Annotated in this window: 19 protein-coding genes and 1 pseudogene; 13 read left to right on the plus strand and 7 right to left on the minus strand. The window is 67.9% G+C overall.

The window, feature by feature from the left end; all coding sequences use genetic code 11:
* Window positions 1–27: 27 nt before the first annotated feature.
* On the minus strand, window positions 28–1257 hold the full coding sequence (locus AC1G9C_RS03555) for an alpha/beta fold hydrolase (protein ID WP_480409464.1): 1230 nt from the start codon (window positions 1255–1257) through the stop codon (window positions 28–30).
* Between the two features lie 302 nt (window positions 1258–1559).
* Here AC1G9C_RS03555 and AC1G9C_RS03560 point away from each other — a divergent pair, with 302 nt between their 5' ends.
* From AC1G9C_RS03560 to lipB, 11 genes are all read left to right on the plus strand, one after another.
* The gene (locus tag AC1G9C_RS03560; RefSeq protein WP_457788027.1) at window positions 1560–2825 is read left to right on the plus strand and encodes a glutamate-5-semialdehyde dehydrogenase; all 1266 of its coding nucleotides are present in this window, start codon (window positions 1560–1562) and stop codon (window positions 2823–2825) included.
* Window positions 2825–3502, plus strand: coding sequence for a nicotinate-nucleotide adenylyltransferase (gene nadD / locus AC1G9C_RS03565; RefSeq protein WP_122108943.1), 678 nt, complete (start codon window positions 2825–2827; stop codon window positions 3500–3502). The genes AC1G9C_RS03560 and nadD overlap by 1 nt, the downstream gene beginning before the upstream one ends.
* Window positions 3503–3569: 67 nt before the next feature.
* Window positions 3570–3923 (plus strand): ribosome silencing factor, encoded by a 354-nt coding sequence (gene rsfS / locus AC1G9C_RS03570; protein WP_031302530.1) that lies wholly within the window; start codon window positions 3570–3572, stop codon window positions 3921–3923.
* Between the two features lie 9 nt (window positions 3924–3932).
* On the plus strand, window positions 3933–4400 hold the full coding sequence (rlmH, locus tag AC1G9C_RS03575; RefSeq protein WP_021441823.1) for a 23S rRNA (pseudouridine(1915)-N(3))-methyltransferase RlmH: 468 nt from the start codon (window positions 3933–3935) through the stop codon (window positions 4398–4400).
* A 14-nt stretch (window positions 4401–4414) separates the two neighbouring features.
* Window positions 4415–6304: a penicillin-binding protein 2 gene (mrdA, locus tag AC1G9C_RS03580; RefSeq protein ID WP_021441824.1), complete on the plus strand. Its 1890-nt coding sequence runs from the start codon at window positions 4415–4417 to the stop codon at window positions 6302–6304.
* A 38-nt stretch (window positions 6305–6342) separates the two neighbouring features.
* Complete coding sequence (rodA, locus tag AC1G9C_RS03585; RefSeq protein WP_480410385.1) at window positions 6343–7446, plus strand: rod shape-determining protein RodA; 1104 nt, start codon at window positions 6343–6345, stop codon at window positions 7444–7446.
* 17 nt (window positions 7447–7463) lie between these two features.
* Window positions 7464–8468 (plus strand): lytic murein transglycosylase B, encoded by a 1005-nt coding sequence (mltB, locus tag AC1G9C_RS03590; protein WP_480409465.1) that lies wholly within the window; start codon window positions 7464–7466, stop codon window positions 8466–8468.
* Window positions 8465–9478, plus strand: a complete 1014-nt coding sequence (locus tag AC1G9C_RS03595; RefSeq protein WP_021441827.1) for a septal ring lytic transglycosylase RlpA family protein — start codon at window positions 8465–8467, stop codon at window positions 9476–9478. Before mltB ends, AC1G9C_RS03595 begins: the two co-directional genes overlap by 4 nt.
* Window positions 9479–9589: 111 nt before the next feature.
* Window positions 9590–10753: a D-alanyl-D-alanine carboxypeptidase family protein gene (locus AC1G9C_RS03600; protein WP_021441828.1), complete on the plus strand. Its 1164-nt coding sequence runs from the start codon at window positions 9590–9592 to the stop codon at window positions 10751–10753.
* 54 nt (window positions 10754–10807) lie between these two features.
* Window positions 10808–11086, plus strand: coding sequence for a DUF493 domain-containing protein (locus AC1G9C_RS03605; protein WP_397497863.1), 279 nt, complete (start codon window positions 10808–10810; stop codon window positions 11084–11086).
* Window positions 11086–11703 (plus strand): lipoyl(octanoyl) transferase LipB, encoded by a 618-nt coding sequence (gene lipB / locus AC1G9C_RS03610; protein WP_480409466.1) that lies wholly within the window; start codon window positions 11086–11088, stop codon window positions 11701–11703. The genes AC1G9C_RS03605 and lipB overlap by 1 nt, the downstream gene beginning before the upstream one ends.
* A 117-nt stretch (window positions 11704–11820) precedes the next feature.
* Here the strand turns inward: lipB and lipA are convergent, their stop codons facing one another.
* Both lipA and AC1G9C_RS03620 read right to left on the minus strand, forming a co-directional pair.
* Window positions 11821–12873, minus strand: a complete 1053-nt coding sequence (gene lipA, locus AC1G9C_RS03615) for a lipoyl synthase (RefSeq protein ID WP_457788024.1) — start codon at window positions 12871–12873, stop codon at window positions 11821–11823.
* Window positions 12874–13030: 157 nt separating this feature from the next.
* The gene (locus AC1G9C_RS03620; protein ID WP_480409467.1) at window positions 13031–13726 is read right to left on the minus strand and encodes a winged helix-turn-helix transcriptional regulator; all 696 of its coding nucleotides are present in this window, start codon (window positions 13724–13726) and stop codon (window positions 13031–13033) included.
* Between the two features lie 98 nt (window positions 13727–13824).
* On the opposite strand from AC1G9C_RS03620, the gene AC1G9C_RS03625 reads away from it, so the two are divergent.
* Entirely contained in the window at window positions 13825–14769 is a 945-nt protein-coding gene (locus tag AC1G9C_RS03625; RefSeq protein WP_480409468.1) for a carbon-nitrogen hydrolase family protein, read from the plus strand.
* A 13-nt stretch (window positions 14770–14782) separates the two neighbouring features.
* Window positions 14783–15223, plus strand: coding sequence for a GFA family protein (locus AC1G9C_RS03630; RefSeq protein WP_480409469.1), 441 nt, complete (start codon window positions 14783–14785; stop codon window positions 15221–15223).
* Here the strand turns inward: AC1G9C_RS03630 and AC1G9C_RS03635 are convergent.
* The 4 genes and pseudogenes from AC1G9C_RS03635 to AC1G9C_RS03650 all read right to left on the minus strand — a co-directional run bounded on the left by AC1G9C_RS03635 (window position 15220) and on the right by AC1G9C_RS03650 (window position 18627).
* Window positions 15220–16503 carry a lytic murein transglycosylase gene (locus AC1G9C_RS03635; RefSeq protein WP_122108948.1) on the minus strand — a complete coding sequence of 428 codons (1284 nt, stop codon included), beginning with the start codon at window positions 16501–16503 and terminating at the stop codon, window positions 15220–15222. The two genes, AC1G9C_RS03630 and AC1G9C_RS03635, sit on opposite strands and share 4 nt — an antisense overlap.
* A gap of 80 nt (window positions 16504–16583) precedes the next feature.
* Window positions 16584–16733: pseudogene (gene arfA / locus AC1G9C_RS03640) on the minus strand (alternative ribosome rescue factor ArfA); the annotation flags it as partial.
* A 195-nt stretch (window positions 16734–16928) separates the two neighbouring features.
* Window positions 16929–17957: a DNA polymerase III subunit delta gene (holA, locus tag AC1G9C_RS03645; protein ID WP_457788020.1), complete on the minus strand. Its 1029-nt coding sequence runs from the start codon at window positions 17955–17957 to the stop codon at window positions 16929–16931.
* Between the two features lie 58 nt (window positions 17958–18015).
* Complete coding sequence (locus AC1G9C_RS03650; protein ID WP_397497866.1) at window positions 18016–18627, minus strand: LPS-assembly lipoprotein LptE; 612 nt, start codon at window positions 18625–18627, stop codon at window positions 18016–18018.
* Window positions 18628–18637: the final 10 nt, after the last annotated feature.

Below are 18637 nucleotides of genomic sequence, written 5' to 3' on the forward strand. Positions count from 1 at the left end.
GCTTACCTAGCCCGGATTGCATCCGGGCTAGGCGCAGGCGGCTGCCGGCAGCGGAGCGGGGTGGATCAGCGCGGCCAGCGCCTGGCTGGCCGCGGCGTCGGTGTGCGGGAACACGAAGGCCAGGCCCCGGGCGTCGCGGCGCAGCGGCAACAGCGGCTGCGCCGGCAGTTCGCCGGCCAGCAGCTGCCAGCCGCGGCCGGGCAGCTCGGGCGGCAGGTCGGCCTGCAGCAGGCCGCCGAAGAAGCCAAGCTCGCTCAGCTCCACCGGCCAACGCAGGCCGTCGGCATGGCGCAGCACGGCCTGGCGCTGGCGCGGCGCCAGGCGCGGTTCGCAGCGCTTGTCCAGGCTCAGCAGCCGCTCGCGCGGCAACCGCGTGCTGCCCGGGCTGCGGGCCGGCAGCGGGCGCTCGCCGAGGAAGGGGCGATAGAGCGCGGCGCAGGCCTCGCGCCGTTCGAACTGGGCGAGGTGGTCGGCCTGGTGCACCAGGGCGCATTCGCCCTGGGCGCAGGCCGCGGCGAAGTGGGCGTGCTCCCAGGGTTGGGTGAAATGGTCGTGTTCGCCGGCCAGCACCAGGGTCGGGCACTGCGGGTGGCGGGCAAAGCCCTGGAAGGCCAGCAGGCGCCGGCTGTTCTGCCGGTAGCGCTCGACTTCGGCCGGGCTCAGGCGCTGGATCTGCCGCAGCAGGGCCTTGCGAAATACCGGCGCGATGCCGGTGTCGTCCAGGTGCAGCGGGTTGAGCAGGCCGGTCAGCGCGCCCTGGGCGAATTCGCCGGCGCGGCCCTCGTCGAGCAGGGCCAGGCCCTCTTCCAGCAGCAGCCGTGCGCCGGGCCGGCCGAAGGCGGTGATGCCGGCCAGCAGCAGGCGCGCGCAGCGCTGCGGATGGCGCGCGGCGAACAGTGCGGCCAGCGCCGAGCCGTAGGACAGGCCGATGGGCATCAGCGGCGGCAGCTGCAGCTGTTCGGCGAAGGCGGCGATCAGGTCGGCCAGCTGCTCCAGACCGAGCTCCGGCGCCAGCTGCAGGTTGCCGCCCTGGCTGGGCAGGTCGAGCAGGATCACCGGGTGGGCGGCGAGCAGCTCGTCGACCTCGGCGGCGAAGGAGCGAAAGCTCTGGAAGGCGCCGCCGAGCAGCAGCACCGGCGCGCGGGCGTCCTGCTCGCGGCTCGAATAGGCCTGGTAGTGCAGGCGCCAGTCGCCGATGGCCAGGATTGCCGGCGGGCTGGCGAGCAGAGCGGCGCTGTAGTCGGTGCGGTAACGCATGGTATGCACTCCGGCGATTTTTCTTGTTCTCAAGCGGGCGGCAGACTGCGCCGGCGCGATCTTGTCGGACAAAACCTGAGCTTGAAGGTAAACATTGCGCCGGTTTTTGTTTACCCAACCTTCGGGCGGCCTGTGCCGGCGGGTGTCACCGTCGCACCGCCAGGCCCGCTGCCAGGGGCCTGGCGGCGTTACCGAGGGGGCCGGGCGAACGGCTTGTCTACCGCTTACCGGACGCCGCTGGGCGCGGCCTCGCGAGCCCGCTATAATCAGCCCCTTTTTTCAACTGCCAGACCTCCGCCGCCATGACCGAGTCCGTGCACGCTTACATGACCCGCCTGGGCCAGGCCGCCCGCCAGGCTTCGCGGGTGCTCGCCCGGGCCAGCACCGCGCAGAAGAACCGCGCCCTGCAGGCCGCCGCCGCCGCCCTCGACGCCGCCCGCGCCGAGCTTTCCGCCGCCAACGAACTGGACCTGGCCGCCGGCCGCGCCAGTGGCCTGGAGCCGGCCATGCTCGACCGCCTGGCGCTGACGCCGGCGGTGATCGACGGCATGATCGAAGGCCTGCGCCAGGTGGCGACCCTGCCCGACCCGATCGGCGAGATCCGTGACATGCGCTACCTGCCGTCCGGCATCCAGGTCGGCAAGATGCGCGTACCGCTGGGGGTGATCGGCATCATCTACGAGTCGCGGCCCAATGTGACCATCGACGCCGCCAGCCTGTGCCTGAAGTCCGGCAATGCCACCATCCTGCGTGGCGGCTCGGAGGCGATCCACTCCAACCGCGCCATCGCCGCCTGCATCCAGCAGGGCCTGGCCGAGTCCGGTCTGCCGGCCGCCTGCGTGCAGGTGGTGGAAACCACCGACCGCGCCGCAGTGGGCGAGCTGATCGCCATGCCGGAATTCGTCGACGTGATCGTGCCGCGCGGCGGCAAGGGCCTGATCGAGCGCATCAGTCGTGATGCCAAGGTGCCGGTGATCAAGCATCTGGACGGCGTCTGTCACGTCTATGTCGATGTGGCTGCCGATCTCGACAAGGCCATTCGCGTCTGCGACAACGCCAAGACCCAGCGCTATTCGCCGTGCAACGCCATGGAAACCCTGCTGGTACACAAGGATATCGCCGCCCGCGTGCTGCCGCCGCTGGCCGCCATCTACCGCGACAAGGGCGTCGAGCTGCGTGGCGACGCAGCCACCCGCGAGCTGCTCGGCAGCGACGTGCTGGTGGCCAGCGAGGACGACTGGTTCGCCGAGTACAACGCGCCGATCCTGGCGATTCGCGTCGTCGATTCGCTGGAGGCGGCCATCGAGCACATCAACCACTATGGCTCGCAGCATACCGACGCCATCATCACCGAGAACTTCAGCGATGCGCGGCGTTTTCTTACCGAGGTGGACTCCGCCTCGGTGATGGTCAACGCTTCGACCCGTTTCGCCGATGGTTTCGAGTACGGCCTGGGCGCGGAGATCGGCATCTCCACCGACAAGCTGCACGCCCGCGGTCCGGTCGGCCTGGAGGGCCTGACCAGCGAGAAGTACGTGGTCTTCGGCGACGGACATATTCGCACCTGATGGCCAAGCCTGACGACGCCCGGGGCAGCGCCGCCCGACGCATCGGCCTGCTCGGCGGCACCTTCAATCCGGTGCATATCGGCCACCTGCGCGCGGCGCTGGAGGTGACCGAGTTCATGGGCCTGGACGAGTTGCGCCTGGTGCCCAGCGCGCGCCCGCCGCATCGCCAGGCGCCACAGGTGAGCGCCGAGCAGCGTCTGGCCATGGTCGAGCTGGCGGTGGCCGGCGAGCCGCGGCTCAAGGTCGACGACCGCGAGCTGAAGCGCGACAAGCCGTCGTACACGGTGGACACCCTGGAGTCGCTGCGTGGCGAGCTGGCCGCGCACGACCAGCTGTTTCTCCTGCTCGGCTGGGACGCCTTCTGCGGCCTGCCGAGCTGGCACCGTTGGCAGGAGTTGCTCGACCACTGCCACCTGCTGGTGCTGCAGCGGCCGGATGCCGACAGCGAGGCGCCGGAGGCGCTGCGCGACCTGCTGGCGGCGCGCAGCGTCAGCGACCCGCTGAGCCTGCAGGGGCCGGGCGGGCAGATCAGTTTCATCTGGCAGACCCCGCTGGCGGTGTCGGCCACGCAGATTCGCCAGTTGCTGGCGGCCGGCAAATCGGCGCGTTTTCTGCTGCCGGATGCAGTACTGGCCTATATCCAGGCGCAGGGTTTGTATTCTGCGCCGCATGCTTGAAGCGTCGCGCATGTGCGCAGGCGTCCCATTACACGAGGCAAACGAGTCATTTATGAAGAAGCACAGCATGCCCAGCGACGAGCTGGTCAAGATCGCCGTCGCGGCGCTGGAAGAGATCAAGGCGAGCGACATCACCGTGATCGACGTCAAGGACAAGACCAGCATCACCGATTTCATGGTGATCGCCAGCGGTAGCTCCAGCCGTCAGGTCAAGGCGCTGGTTGACAACGTCCTGGAAAAGGTCAAGGAGCGCGGCGTGCGCCCGATCGGCAGCGAAGGCCTGGACAGCGGCGAATGGGCCCTGCTCGACCTGGGCGACATCGTCGTCCACGTGATGCTGCCCACCGCGCGTCAGTTCTACGACCTCGAGCGCCTGTGGCAGGGCGCCGAGCAGAGCCGCGCCCAGCACTCGGCCGAGTAAGCGCGAGCCGTGCGGATCAAGTTGATCGCCGTCGGTTCGCGCATGCCGCGCTGGGTCGAGGAGGGCTGGCAGGAGTACGTCAAGCGCCTGCCGGCCGAGTTGCCGCTGGAGCTGGTGGAAATCCCGCTGAACACGCGCGGCAAGAACGCCGACGTCGCCCGTCTGATCCGTCAGGAGGGCGAGGCGATGCTGAGCAAGGTGCAGCCGGGCGAGCGCATCGTCACCCTCGAGGTCCATGGCAAGCCGTGGAGCACCGAGCAGTTGGCCGCCGAGCTGGACCGCTGGCGCCTGGATGCGCGCACTGTCAACCTCATGGTCGGCGGCCCGGAAGGGCTGGCGCCGGAGGTCTGCGCGCGCAGCGAGCAGCGCTGGTCGCTGTCGCCGCTGACCCTGCCGCACCCGCTGGTGCGCATCCTGCTCGGCGAACAGATCTACCGGGCCTGGACCGTGCTGTCCGGCCATCCGTACCACAAGTGACCAAGTAAGCCACGATGCCGCAGCCGATTCGCCTCAAGGATCACGAAAAGGACGCCCGCCAGGTGCGCCGGCGCGTGCTGGTCGGCGGCGTCGCGATCCTGCTGCTGAGCGCCGTGCTGGTGGCGCGCATGTACTACCTGCAGGTGGTGCAGTACGAGCATCACACCACCCTGGCGGAGAACAACCGCATCCATGTGCAGCCGATTCCGCCGACCCGCGGGCTGATCTTCGACCGCAACGGCGTGATCATCGCCGACAACCGCCCCAGCTTCAGCCTCACCGTGACCCGCGAGCGCGCCGGCGACTGGCAGCAGGTGCTGGACGTGGTGGTCGAGGTGCTGGAGCTGTCGGCGGACGAGCGCGCCCTCTTCGAGAAGCGCGTGCGCCAGGGGCGGCGGCCGTTCGAACCGGTGCCGATCCTGTTCGAGCTGTCCGAGGAGCAGATCGCCCGCATCGCGGTCAACCAGTTCCGCCTGCCCGGCGTCGAGGTGGCGGCGCAACTGGTACGCCACTACCCGCAGCGCGAGCATTTCGCCCATTCGGTGGGCTATGTCGGGCGGATCAACGAACAGGAGCTCAAGCGCCTCGACCCCACCGACTATGCCGGCACCCACCATATCGGCAAGACCGGCATCGAACGGTTCTACGAGGACGAGCTGCACGGCGAGGTGGGGTACGAGGAAGTCGAGACCAACGCCCGCGGCCGCGTGCTGCGGGTGCTCAACCGCATCGACCCGAAGCCGGGCAAGGACATAGTGCTGAGCCTCGACGTGCGCCTGCAGGAGGCGGCCGAGCACGCCCTGGGCGGGCGTCGCGGCGCGGTGGTGGCGATCCAGCCGCAGACCGGCGAGGTGCTGGCGATGGTCAGCCAGCCCAGCTTCGACCCCAACCCCTTCGTCACCGGCATCAGCTTCAAGGCCTATGGCGAGCTGCGCGACTCTATCGACCAGCCGCTGTACAACCGTGTGCTGCGCGGCCTCTACCCGCCGGGTTCGACCATCAAGCCGATGGTGGCGGTGGCTGGCCTCGATGCCGGGGTGGTCACGCCCACCTCACGGGTATTCGACCCGGGCTTCTACCAGTTGCCCAATCACAGCCACAAGTACCGCAACTGGAACCGCAGCGGCGACGGCTGGGTCGACCTGGAACTGGCCATCGCCCGCTCCAACGACACCTACTTCTACGACCTGGCGCACAAGATGGGCGTCGATCGCATGCACGCCTATATGAGCCGCTTCGGCCTGGGCCAGCGCGTGGCGCTGGACATGTTCGAGGAAACCGCCGGGCTGATGCCGTCGCGCGACTGGAAGCGCGCGCGCTACCGCCAGCCCTGGTACCCGGGCGAGACGCTGATCCTCGGCATCGGCCAGGGCTACATGCAGACCACGCCGCTGCAGCTGGCCCAGGCCACCGCGCTGATGGCCACCCGCGGCAAGTGGATTCGCCCGCACCTGGCCAAGAGCATCGACGGCGCGCTGCCGGTCGATTCCAACCCGCTGCCGGACATCGTCCTGCGCGATGCGAAGTTCTGGGACTATGGCATCCGCGGCATGGAGCAGGTGCTGCACGGTGCCCGTGGCACCGCGCGCAAGGTCGGCGACAGCTCGGTCTACCGCATCGCCGGCAAGAGCGGCACGGCCCAGGTGGTGGCGATCAAGCAGGGCGAGAAGTACGACCGCGAGAAGCTGCAGGAACGCCACCGCGACCACGCCCTGTTCGTCGCCTTCGCCCCGGCGCAGAACCCGCAGATCGCCGTGGCGGTGATGGTGGAGAACGGCGAGTCCGGTTCCGGCGTGGCCGCGCCGGTGGTCAAGCAGGTGATGGACGCCTGGCTGCTGGACGACGGCGGCCAGCTCAAGGCCGAATACGCACCGGCGCAGAGCGCCGAGGTCAGTCAACGATGATGAGCAATTTCGACCGTACCCTGTCCGACGAGGACGTGCTGCGCCGCCGTGCCGGCCTGTTGCAGCGTCTGCATATCGACGGCTGGCTGCTGCTGCTGTTGCTGATCCTCGGCGCCGGCAGCCTGTTCATCCTCTATTCGGCCAGCGGCAAGAACGTCGACCTGCTGCTCAAGCAGGCCACCTCGTTCGGCATCGGCCTGGCCGGCATGCTGGTGATCGCCCAGTTCGATCCGCGCTTCATGGCGCGCTGGGTACCGCTGGCCTACCTGGGCGGCGTCGGCCTGCTGGTGGTGGTCGAGGTGATGGGCCACACCGCCATGGGCGCCACGCGCTGGATCAACATTCCCGGGGTGATCCGCTTCCAGCCCTCGGAAATCCTCAAGATCATCATGCCGATGACGGTCGCCTGGTACCTGGCCAAGCGCAGCCTGCCGCCGCGGCCCAAGCACGTGCTCGTCTGCCTGGCGATGATCGGCGTGCCCTTCGTGCTGATCCTCAAGCAGCCGGATCTGGGCACCTCGCTGCTGATCCTCGCCTCGGGCGCCTTCGTGGTGTTCATGGCCGGTCTGCAGTGGCGCTGGATCGTCGGCGCGGTGGCGGCGGTGGTGCCGATCGCGGTGGGCATGTGGTACTTCGTCATGCACGACTACCAGAAGCGCCGCGTGCTGACCTTCCTCAACCCGGAGAGCGATCCGCTGGGCTCGGGCTGGAACATCATCCAGTCCAAGGCGGCCATCGGTTCCGGCGGCGTGCTGGGCAAGGGCTGGCTGCTGGGCACCCAGTCGCACCTGGATTTTTTGCCGGAAAGCCATACGGACTTTATCATTGCCGTGCTCGCCGAAGAGTTCGGCCTGGTCGGCGTCTGCCTGCTGCTGCTGCTGTACCTGCTGCTGATCGCGCGCGGCCTGGTGATCACCGCCCAGGCGCAGACGCTGTTCGGCAAGCTGCTGGCGGGCGCGCTGACCATGACCTTCTTCGTCTATGTGTTCGTCAACATCGGCATGGTCAGCGGCCTGTTGCCGGTGGTGGGGGTGCCGCTGCCGTTCATTAGTTACGGCGGAACCCATCTGGTGACGCTACTGTCAGGTTTTGGGGTCTTGATGGCAATCCACACCCATAGAAAGTGGATCGCACAGGTTTGATTGGGGTAATGAATTCAATGCATCTACTGCGCGGCTGGGCAGCTCGAACGCTTTTGGGGATGGGCCTGGCGGGGGTATCCGGCGCCCAGGCACTGGCCGCCGACTACGACGGCTCGCCGCAGGTGGCCGAGTTCGTCGAGGAAATGACCCGCGACTACGGTTTCGCCAGCGAGCAACTGCTCGCTCTGTTCGCCGAGGTGGAGCGCAAGCAGGCGATTCTCGACGCCATCTCGCGCCCGGCGGAGAAGGTCAAGCCGTGGAAGGACTACCGGCCGATCTTTATCACCGACAAGCGCATCGCCCAGGGCGTCGACTTCTGGCGCCAGCACCAGGCCGCGCTGGACAAGGCCGAGGCCGAGTACGGCGTGCCGGCGCAGTTCATCGTCGCCATCATCGGCGTGGAGACCTTCTACGGCGGCAACACCGGCAGCTGGCGGGTGATGGACGCGCTGTCCACCCTGGCCTTCGACTACCCGCCGCGCGCGCCCTTCTTCCGCAAGGAGCTGCGCGAATTCCTCATGCTGACCCGCGAGGAGCAGGTCGACCCGATCAGCCTCAAGGGCTCCTACGCCGGCGCCATGGGCCTGCCGCAGTTCATGCCGAGCAGCTTCCGCGCCTACGCGGTGGATTTCGATGGCGACGGCCATATCAATATCTGGAGCAACCCCACCGATGCCATCGGCAGCGTCGCCAGCTACTTCAAGCGCCACGGCTGGCAGGCCGGCGGCCAGGTGGCCAGTCGCGTCCAGGTCAGCGGCGCGCGCGTCGACGAGGGTCTGACCCAGGGCCTGGACCCGGTGAAGACGGTCGCCGAGCTGCGCGCACTGGGCTGGCAGGCGCAGGCTCCGCTGGCCGACGACTTGCCGGTGACCGCGTTCCGCCTGGAAGGCGCCGAGGGCGACGAATACTGGTTCGGCCTGCCCAACTTCTACACCATCACCCGTTACAACCGCAGCGTGATGTACGCCATGGCGGTCAACCAGCTTGCCGAACTCTTGGTCGACGCGCGGGGGCAGCGATGAACAGCTGCAAACTGCTGCCGCTGGCCGTCTGCGTGGCCGCCGCGCTGCTGCTGGCGAGCTGTTCGTCGAAGCGGGCGCCGCAAACCGTGGCGACGCCCAGCGCGCCGGCGGGGATTTCCGGACCGGGCGACTTCAACCGCCCGCACAAGGACGGCGCGCCCTGGTGGGACGTCGACGTGTCGCGGATTCCCGACGCCATCCCCATGCCGCACTACGGGCCGGTCAAGGCCAGCCCCTATGTGGTGTTCGGCCAGCAGTACTACCCGATCCAGGACGCCCGTCGCTACCAGGCGGTGGGCCCGGCCTCCTGGTACGGCACCAAGTTCCACGGCCAGGCCACCGCCAACGGCGAGACCTACGACCTGTATGGTATGACCGCGGCGCACAAGACCCTGCCGCTGCCGAGCTACGTGCGGGTGACCAACCTGGAGAACGGCAAGACGGTGATCCTGCGGGTCAACGACCGCGGGCCGTTCTACTCCGACCGCATCATCGACCTGTCCTTCGCCGCGGCGAAGAAGCTCGGCTATGCCGAGAAGGGCACCGCGCGGGTCAAGGTCGAGGGCATCGACCCGCACGAGTGGTGGGCGCAGCAGGGCCGTCCGGTACCGCTGGTGCTGGCGGGCAGCCAGCCGGCCAAGGCCGCCGTGGCGCAGCCCGTGGCCCAGCCGCTGCCGCAGGTGCTCGAGCAGTATTCGCCGCCGCCGGCGCAGCACGCCGCGGCCGTGCTGCCGGTGCAGATCGACGCAAAAAAAAACGATTCACTCGCAGCCTCTGGCCTGTATCTCCAGGTGGCAGCCTTCGCCAATCCGGACGCTGCGGAGCTGCTCAAGGCCAAGCTGAGCCAGACGGTGAGTGCCCCGGTGTTCATCAGCTCAGTGGTGCGCGACCAGCAGATTCTCCATCGCGTACGCCTGGGCCCGATCGGCAGCCAGGGCGAGGCTGAGCAGCTGCAGAGCAGCGTGCGCCTGGCCAACCTGGGTCAGCCGACCCTGGTGCGTGCCGATTGATGGCACTTAACCGGCATTTGCCGGACTAACCCCAGGTCCGCCGCTTGCGGCGGATCGAGCGCAGGCCCTGCGGGGCCATTCAACACCCATGCAACGACTTTCGAGAGACGGATGAATATCACCAGCTTCGCGCAACGTGCTTCCCTGTTCCTGACCCTACTGGCCGCGCCGCTCGCCTGGGCCAGCCAGCAGCAGGTGATCCCGGCGCCGCCGCAACTGGCGGCGACCTCCTATGTGCTGATGGACGCCGCCAGCGGCAACGTGCTGGTGGAGAACAATGGCGATCAGCGCCTGCCGCCGGCCAGCCTGACCAAGCTGATGACCGCCTATATCGCCACCCTGGAGATCAATCGCGGCCAGATCAAGGAAAGCGACCTGGTGCGCATCAGCGAGAAGGCCTGGCGCATGGGTGGCTCGAAGATGTTCATCGAGGTGGGCAAGGAAGTCTCGGTCGACGACCTGCTGCACGGCATCATCATCCAGTCCGGCAACGACGCCAGCGTGGCCATCGCCGAGCATATCGCCGGCAGCGAAGAGGCCTTCGCCGACATGATGAACAGCCATGGCCAGCGTCTCGGCCTGACCAACAGCCACTTCATGAACTCCACCGGCTGGCCGGATCCGGAGCACTACTCCTCGGCCCACGACATGGCCAAGCTGGCCCGCGCCATCATCTTCGAGGACCAGGCCCACTACGCCATCTACGCGCAGAAGGAATTCCTCTGGAATGGCATCAAGCAGCCCAACCGCAACCTGCTGCTGTGGCGCGACAAGACCGTCGACGGCCTGAAGACCGGCCACACCGAAGAAGCCGGCTACTGCCTGGTCGCCTCCGCCGTGCGCGACGGCCAGCGCCTGATCGCCGCGGTGTTCGGCACCGTCAGCGAGCAGGCTCGCGCCGCCGAGGTGCAGAAACTGCTGACCTACGGCTTCCGCTTCTTCGAGACCCGCACCTTCTACCAGAAGGGCGCCGAATTGGCCCAGGCCGACGTGTGGAAGGGCGCCAGCCGCCAGGTCAAGGCCGGTCTGGCCGAGGACCTGACCCTGACCCTGCCCAAGGGCCAGCTGGAAAAACTGCAGGCCGGCATGACCCTCAACCCGCAGCTGATCGCCCCCATCCAGCAGGGCGACGTGATCGGCAAGGTCGAGGTCAAACTGGGTGAGCAGGTGGTGCACAGCGCCGATCTGGTGGCCCTGGAAGCCGTCGAGGAAGGTGGCCTGCTGCGCCGCCTGTGGGACAGCATCCGCCTGTTCTTCTTCGGCCTGTTCAACTGATAGCGCCCGGCCGCGTCAGCCCGGCGCGGCCCTTTTCCTGGACGGGCACAAGCCATGACCGATAGCGACGTTCAAGCCCCGAAAATCGAATTCCCCTGCGAGCGTTACCCGATCAAGGTGATCGGCACCGCCGGCGAGGGCTTCTCCGATCTGGTGATCGAAGTGATCCAGCGTCATGCGCCGGATCTGGATGCCTCCACCCTGGTGATGCGCGACAGCCGCAACGGCAACTTCCTCTCGGTGCAGGTGCTGATCACCGCCACCAGCGTCGAGCAGCTGCAGGCCATCCACCTCGACCTGCGCGCCACCGGCCGCGTGCATATGGTGCTCTAGTGCCCGAGCTCGTCGTTCGTCGTCTGGGGCTGGTGGACTATCAACCGACCCTGGAGGCCATGCGTCGACTGACCAGCGAGCGCGATGCGCAGACGCCGGATGAGATCTGGTTGCTGCAGCACCCCAAGGTGTTCACCCAGGGCCAGGCCGGCAAGGCCGAGCACCTGCTGGCGCCGGGCGACATCCCGGTGATCCAGGTCGAGCGCGGCGGCCAGGTCACCTACCACGGCCCCGGCCAGCTGGTGGCCTACCTGATGCTGGATCTGCGCCGCCTGGAGCTGGGCGTGCGCGAGCTGGTCACCGCCATGGAGCAGGGCCTGGTGGACGTGCTGGCCGGCTACGGCATCGCGGCGGCGCCCAAGGCCGACGCGCCGGGTGTGTACGTGGCCGGCGACAAGATCGCCTCGCTGGGCCTGCGGGTCAGCCGCGGCTGCTCATTCCACGGTCTGGCGCTGAACGTCGACATGGACATGACGCCCTTCCTGCGCATCAACCCCTGCGGTTACGCCGGGCTGAAGATGGTGCAGATGCGCGACCTGCTCGCCGCGCCGCCCGCGCTCGACGAGGTGGCGCAGCGCCTGGAGCAGGCGCTGCGCCATAGATTGGGATATTCCTAGGTCGCGCGTTCACCGAAGATCCGGCCTCGAGCCAGTGGTGCGTACGGCGCACCCTGCTCTGAGCAACGAAAAAGGGACGCCGAGGCGTCCCTTTTTCGTTTGTCGTGAAGAGCTGGCTCAGTTCAGATTCAGCGCCGGAATCAGGCTGGCGTCGACTTCCTGGCCTGGCACCGGTACCGGCGCGGCCAGGCCCAGGTTGTTCTTCTCGAATACCCGGTCGGCGCGGTAGCTGGAGCGAACCAGCGGGCCGGCGGCGACTTCCATGAAGCCTTTCGCCAGGCCGATATCGCGGAACCGATTGAATTCCTCGGGGCTGACCCAGCGCTGCACCTTCAGGTGGTTGCGCGTCGGCTGCAGGTACTGGCCGAGGGTGAGGATGTCCACGCCGATGGCGCGCAGGTCGTCCATGGTCTGGATGACTTCTTCGTCGCTCTCGCCCAGGCCGAGCATCAGGCTGGTCTTGGTCAGCACGTCCGGACGGTGGCGCTTGGCGTGGGCCAGCACGCCCAGGGTCTTCTCGTAGCCGGCGCGCGGGTCGCGCACCACGTGGGTCAGGCGCTTGACCGTCTCGACGTTCTGCGCGAATACCTCGAGGCCCGAGTCCACCACCTTCTCGATGGCCGACAGGTCGCCGTCGAAGTCGGGGGTCAGGGCTTCCACCACCACCTGCGGGGTGTTGTCCTTGATCGCCCGAACGCAGGCGGCGTAGTGGCTGGCGCCGCCGTCGTCGAGGTCGTCGCGGTCTACCGAGGTCAGCACGATATAGCGCAGCGCCATCAGCTCCACCGACTTGGCGGTGTTCTGCGGCTCTTCCAGGTCCAGCCAGCCGTTCGGGTTGCCGGTATCCACCGCGCAGAAGCGGCAGGCGCGGGTGCATACCGAGCCCATCAGCATGATGGTGGCGGTACCGTTGGACCAGCACTCGCCCATGTTCGGGCAGTGCGATTCCTGGCACACGGTGCTCAGTCGGTGCTCGCCGACGTTGCGCTTGACCGCCTCGAAGCGGCTGCCGCCGGGCGCCTTGACCCGCAGCCACTTGGGCTTGGGCTCGAACACCTGGGGCTCGGCCGAGGCGCGGCGCTTCTGGCCATCCTTGATCGCGGTGATGCCCTGAGCGGTGCGGAATTTGTCGCCGCTGGCAACGGGTTTGGGCGAGGATGTGTCTGACATCGGAAATCTGGACTCCGGTAGAGGCCCCGAGGGGCTTGCGGCCGGCCGGCAGTTTATCACAGAAGGGGGCGGCGGACGTCCTGCCGGAAGTCGACCGCTCTGCGCCAGACAGGCGCTGTGGGGCATTCAGGTCGCGGTGAGCAGAGGTTGCGCGGGGTCAGCTCGTCGAGCCGCGATGTGCCCGGCGTAGCGGCGCGAAGGCGCTGGTGCCCAGCCAGGCCCAGAGCTGTCTGGCGAAAAGGGCCTGGCCCGCCACCTGCACGTCGTCGTTATGCAGGGCATCCTGCGCGTCGCGATCGCCGGTCCATATCTCGGTCAGTGTACGCACGCTGCTCCTCATCAGCAGGGTTGGTACCTGGCCGGGATCGTCGCGACACAGGTCGGCGATTCCGGCTTCCACCACCAGCCACCAGTGGCGCTCCCCTGGACGCGCATCGTGCAGGTCAAACTGGATGATCACCGGTTGCGCCGGGAACAGCTCCAGGTGGACGAAGCGGCGGATATCCCACATCAGCAGTCCGGCATCCAGCTCGTCGTCGCGCAAGCGGCTGCCGATCCAGCGTGCGCCCCACTGGCCGAGTGCCGTGATCACCGGGCGCAGCTCTTCGCCCGCCTCGGTCAGGTGATATTTCCAGACCTTGCCCGCCGCTTCGCGGCGAATCACGCCGATTTCTTCCAGGTGGCGCAGACGCTGGGCGAGCAGGCTGGTCGACATGCGTGGCACGCCGCGATGCAGTTCGTTGAAACGCTTGCTGCCACACAGCAGCTCGCGTATCACCAGGGGCGTCCAGCGTTCGCAGAGAGCCTCGGCGCCGCGGGCCACGGTGCAGAACTGGCCATAGCTGTCTTCCACCTCGCCCACCTCCGCTCGCCAACACTTCAGATTCTGGACTAGCCGGGGCATTTCGCCAGTCTCAGGCTGGGACCTCCAGTCCGAACGAGGATCAGGTCATGAGCAGAATCGCAATCATCCAACGCCCACCGGTGCTGCTCGACCGCGAGGCGAGTCTGGAGCGTGCGCGGCAGTCGGTAGAGGAAGCCGCAGCCACCGGCGCCGAGCTGGTGGTGCTGCCGGAACTCTACATCCCCGGCTATCCCTCGTGGATATGGCGCCTGGCACCGGGGCGCGATGGCGCGTTGAGCAGCCAGTTGCATGCCCGCTTGCAGGCCAATGCGATCGACCTCGGCGCCGGTGACCTACAGCCCCTGTGTCAGGTGGCACGCGAGCGGCGAGTCAGCCTGGTGTGCGGTTTCCATGAGTGTGAGCGACGCCTGGGCGGTGGCACGCTGTACAACAGCGTGGCGCTGATCGGCACCGACGGTGAGCTGAAGAACCACCACCGAAAGCTCATGCCGACCAATCCGGAGCGCATGGTGCACGGGCTCGGCGACGCTTCCGGGTTACGGGTAGTGGACACCCCGGTGGGGAGAGTGGGCTGCCTGATCTGCTGGGAAAACTATATGCCCCTGGCGCGTTACGCGCTCTACGCCCAGGGTGTGGAGGTTTATCTGGCGCCTACCTACGACAGTGGCGAGGGCTGGCTGTGCAGCATGCGCCACATCGCCCTGGAAGGGCGTTGCTGGGTGCTGGGCAGCGGTTCGTTGTTGCGTGGCCGCGATATTCCGGCAGATTTCCCGGGGCGTGAGCAGCTGTTCGCGGACCCCGAAGAGTGGATCAACGATGGCGACTCGGTAGTTGTGGATCCAGGCGGCAAGGTGGTGGCAGGGCCGATGCATCGCGAGGAAGGCATCCTCTATGCCGATATCGACGCCGCCCGGGTTGCCCCGGCGCGGCGCACCCTGGACGTGAGCGGTCACTACGGCCGGCCCGATATCTTCGACCTGAAAGTGCATAGAAACCCGGCGCAGGCGCTGCGCTTCGTCGATGATTGCTGAGGAGGTGCGAGTGATGAACGAGAAGCTGGCACATGTAGGGCGCTGCTTCTGTGGCGCCGTCGAGGTGCGTGTCCGCGGTGAGCCGCAAGCCATGGGTTTCTGTCACTGCGAATCCTGTCGACACTGGTCGGCCGGCCCGGTCAATGCCTTCAGCCTGTGGCGGCCGCAGGACTTCGAGCTGCTGCGGGGCGCGGAACACCTGGGCTGCTATGCCGGCACTCCCGGCAGCCGGCGGCACTGGTGTACCCGTTGTGGTGGCCACCTGTTCACCGAGCATCCGCAGGCCGGCCTGGTTGACGTCTACGCCGCACTGTTGCCGAGTCTGGAGTTTCGGCCCAGCGTCCATGTGCACTATCAGGAACGGGTACTGGCCATCGCCGACGGCCTGCCCAAGTTCAGGGACCTGCCGGCGCCGATGGGCGGCTCGGGAAGGCTCCTGGACGAATCCGCCTAGCGCCCGCGCAACTGCTTGAGCAGTTCCTCGTTGGGGTAGCCGTCCGCCGGCCAGTTCAGCTGCAGCTGCAGGGCGCGGATCGCCTTGCGCGTATTGGCGCCGATGATGCCGTCGGCCGGGCCCGGGTCGAAACCGTTCATCGCCAGCAGTTCCTGCAGCTCGATGCGCTCGCTGCGGCCCAGCTGGCGTTCGCCGCGCGGCCAGCTGCCCTGGACTTCGGTGGGGCGCAGCAGGTTGTCGGCGAGCAGGCCGATGGCCAGGGCGTAGGAGGTGGAATTGTTGTACTTGAGGATGCTGCGGAAGTTGTCCAGCAGCAGGAAGGCCGGGCCGCGATGGCCGGCGGGCAGCAGCAGGTTGGCGCGGGCGCTGGCGGCGGCGCCGGTCGGGGCGATCGGGCGGACGCCGAGCTCGGCCCATTCGGCCAGGCTGCGGCGCTGCTCCGGGTCGGCCAGGGCGTAGTCGAAGCCAGCCGGCAGGCGCACCTCGAAGCCCCAGGGCTGGCCACGCTGCCAGCCCGAGGCCTGCAGGTAGTGGGCGGCGGAGGCCAGGGCGTCGCTCGAGGAGTTCCACAGGTCGCGCTTGCCGTCGCCGTCGAAGTCCACCGCGTGCTGGTTGTAGGTGGTCGGCATGAACTGGGTCTGGCCCATCGCGCCGGCCCAGGAGCCGATCATGCGCTCGCCGGCGATGTCGCCGTGCTGCAGGATCTGCAGGGCGGCCAGCAGCTGGCTGCGCCAGAAGCCCTGGCGGCGTCCCTCGAAGGCCAGGGTGGCGAGGGAGCGGATCACGCTGTGGCTGCCGATATTGCTGCCGAAGTTGCTCTCCAGGCCCCAGATCGCCACCAGCACCTGGGCCTCGACGCCATATTGCCGCTCGATGCGTTGCAGCACGGCGTTGTGCTGGGCCAGCAGCACGCGGCCGCGGCCGATGCGGCTGGCGGACACCGCGCCGTCGAGGTATTCCCACACCGGGCGGGTGAATTCCGGCTGGCTGCTGTCGGCCTTGAGCACGGCCGGGTCGGGGCTGATGGCGGCGAATACGCGGTCGAACAGGGCGGCGTCGATGCCGGCGGCCAGCGCTTCGTCGCGCAGGGCCTGGCGCCATTCGGCGAAGCTCGGCGCGGGCTGCGCGATCGGCTCGGCCGGGATCGGGGCGAGCATGGCGCTGGCGTTGCTCGTGGTGGGCAGGTTCTCGGCCGGTGCCTGGGCACAGGCGGTCAGCAGGAGCAGGGGCAGCAGGTGCATGGCCGTGGCCAGAGCACGGCGCGGGAAATGGGGCGACATGTCTATCTCGAAGCGTTTTGCAGGTGGCTACCTTAGCATGCCGACGCCGCGAACAGGGCCATCGACGCATTTTCCCGGCCCATAAAGCAAGAAGCCTCCCAGTTGTGCTGGGAGGCTTCGCGGCGGTAGCTGCCTTTGCCTTTCTGCGGTCGTTCCTGGCGGGAACGGAACAGGGGCTGGGCGACGATGGATTTGGCCTGGTTGGGCCGCTTTGCGGCTTTCTTGCTCATGCGGGTTCCTCTGCAGACCTGCGTGGATGCAGGCGTGGCGGACTATGCGCCGCTGTACAGAAAATGTCCAGGCAGGGTGCTAGTCGATACGCAGGCGCTGGCCAGCCAGTTGCAGCTCGTAGGGTGGGCTTTAGCCCACCAACGGTGGTCGGCGTGGGCTGAAACCCACCCTACAAGGAAGCAGGCCAGCAGGAATTACAGGCGCAGGCGCTGGCCGGCCAGTTGCAGGGTCAGCAGTGCCAGGTTGCTCCACGGGTCGCCGGCGGCCTGGCCCTTGATCTGCGCATCGATCTGCTGGGCCTGCTGCAGCAACTGGCCCCAGCGTTTGCTGCTGTGCCGCTGCAGTGCCTTGGAAACCAGCGGGCGGCGCTTGTCCCACACCGGCGGGCGGGCGCTGGCGAAGGCTTTGTCGAGCGGGATACCCTGGCTCTGCTGGTGGGCGATGCCGGCCAGCAGGCGAATCTCGCGCGCCAGCGCCCAGAGGATCACCGGGGTTTCCACGCCTTCGCCGCGCAGCCCTTCGAGCATGCGCAGGGCGTGCGCCGCATCGCCGGCCAGGGCGCAGTCGATCAGGCCGAAGACGTCGAAACGGGCGCTATCGGCCACCGCCGCCTGCACCGTCTCGGCGTCGACCTGATTGCCTTCGGCGAGCAGCTTGAGTTTCTCCACTTCCTGGGCGGCGGCCAGCAGGTTGCCTTCCACCCGGGCGGCGATCATCTCCACCGCATCGGCGCTGGCGCTGAGGCCCGCCTGGGCCAGGCGCTGGCGAATCCATTGCGGCAGCTGGTTGGCGTCCACCGGCCAGATCTGCACGAACTGGCTCACCTGGCCGTCGATCAGCGCCTTGGCCCACTTGGACTTCTGTGTGCTGCCGTCGAGCTTGGGCAGGGTCAGCAGCAGCACGGTGTCTTCCGGCGGCCGGGCGAGGTATTCGAGCAGGGCGGCCGTGCCCTTGTCGCCAGGCTTGCCGGACGGCAGGCGCAGTTCCAGCAGGCGCTTTTCGGCGAACAGCGACAGGCTGGCGCCGGCCTGCAGCAGGTTGCCCCAGTCGAAGTTGGCTTCGGCGTTGAACACCTGACGTTCGGCGAAGCCCTGCTGGCGGCAGGCGTTGCGGATGGCGTCGGCGGCCTCCTGGCACAGCAGCGGCTCGTCGCCGCTGACCGCGTAGACGGGCGCGAGCGAACCTTGCAGGTGTTTGCCGAGTTGCGCGGGGGCAAGCTTCATCGCGGTGATGTCATCGGAGGCGGGGAGGGCGTCGGGCCGCGGCGGCGGCCCGGGGGCCTTACTGGATCGGCAGTTCGATCGGCGACTGCTGCGGGGCGACCTCGGCCTCGCGTGCCCGGCGCGCGGCTTCCAGCGCTTCGGCCTCGGCCTTGGCGCGCGCCTCGGCGGTCTGCTGCAGCTGATCGAGCTGGGCCGGGGTGATCTGCTGCAGGTTCTGCGCCAGTTGCTGGATCAGCTCGCGACGCAGTTCGTTGCGCAGCTGGGCGGCCTCCTGGTCCGAACCGGTCAGGTTGTTGTCGTCCTGCTGGTAGTAGTTCTGCACCTCGACGCGGTTGCTGGTCAGCAGCAGGTTCTGCGCGCCGCGGATCTGGTACTCCAGGGCCATGACCAGTTCGTACTCGGCGGTACGGGCGCCGCTGGTGTAGCTGGCGCTGCGGCGGTTTTCGCTCTCGTTGCTCAGCACCAGGGTGTAGGGCGCGCCGGCGTAGACCTTGACGTCGTTGCTCTCGAGTACGTCGCGCAGTTGCTGCACGGTTTCGCCGTAGGCGTTGCGCGCGGTGACGTTGAGTTCCTTGAGGGCGAACTGTACGTCGCCGGTGCCACGCAGCTGGAAGCCGCACGCGCTGAGCAGGGCGGCCAGGCCGACGATCAGCAGATTCCGTTTCATCATTATCAAATCC

Source organism: Pseudomonas sp. ABa2 (assembly GCF_056676075.1).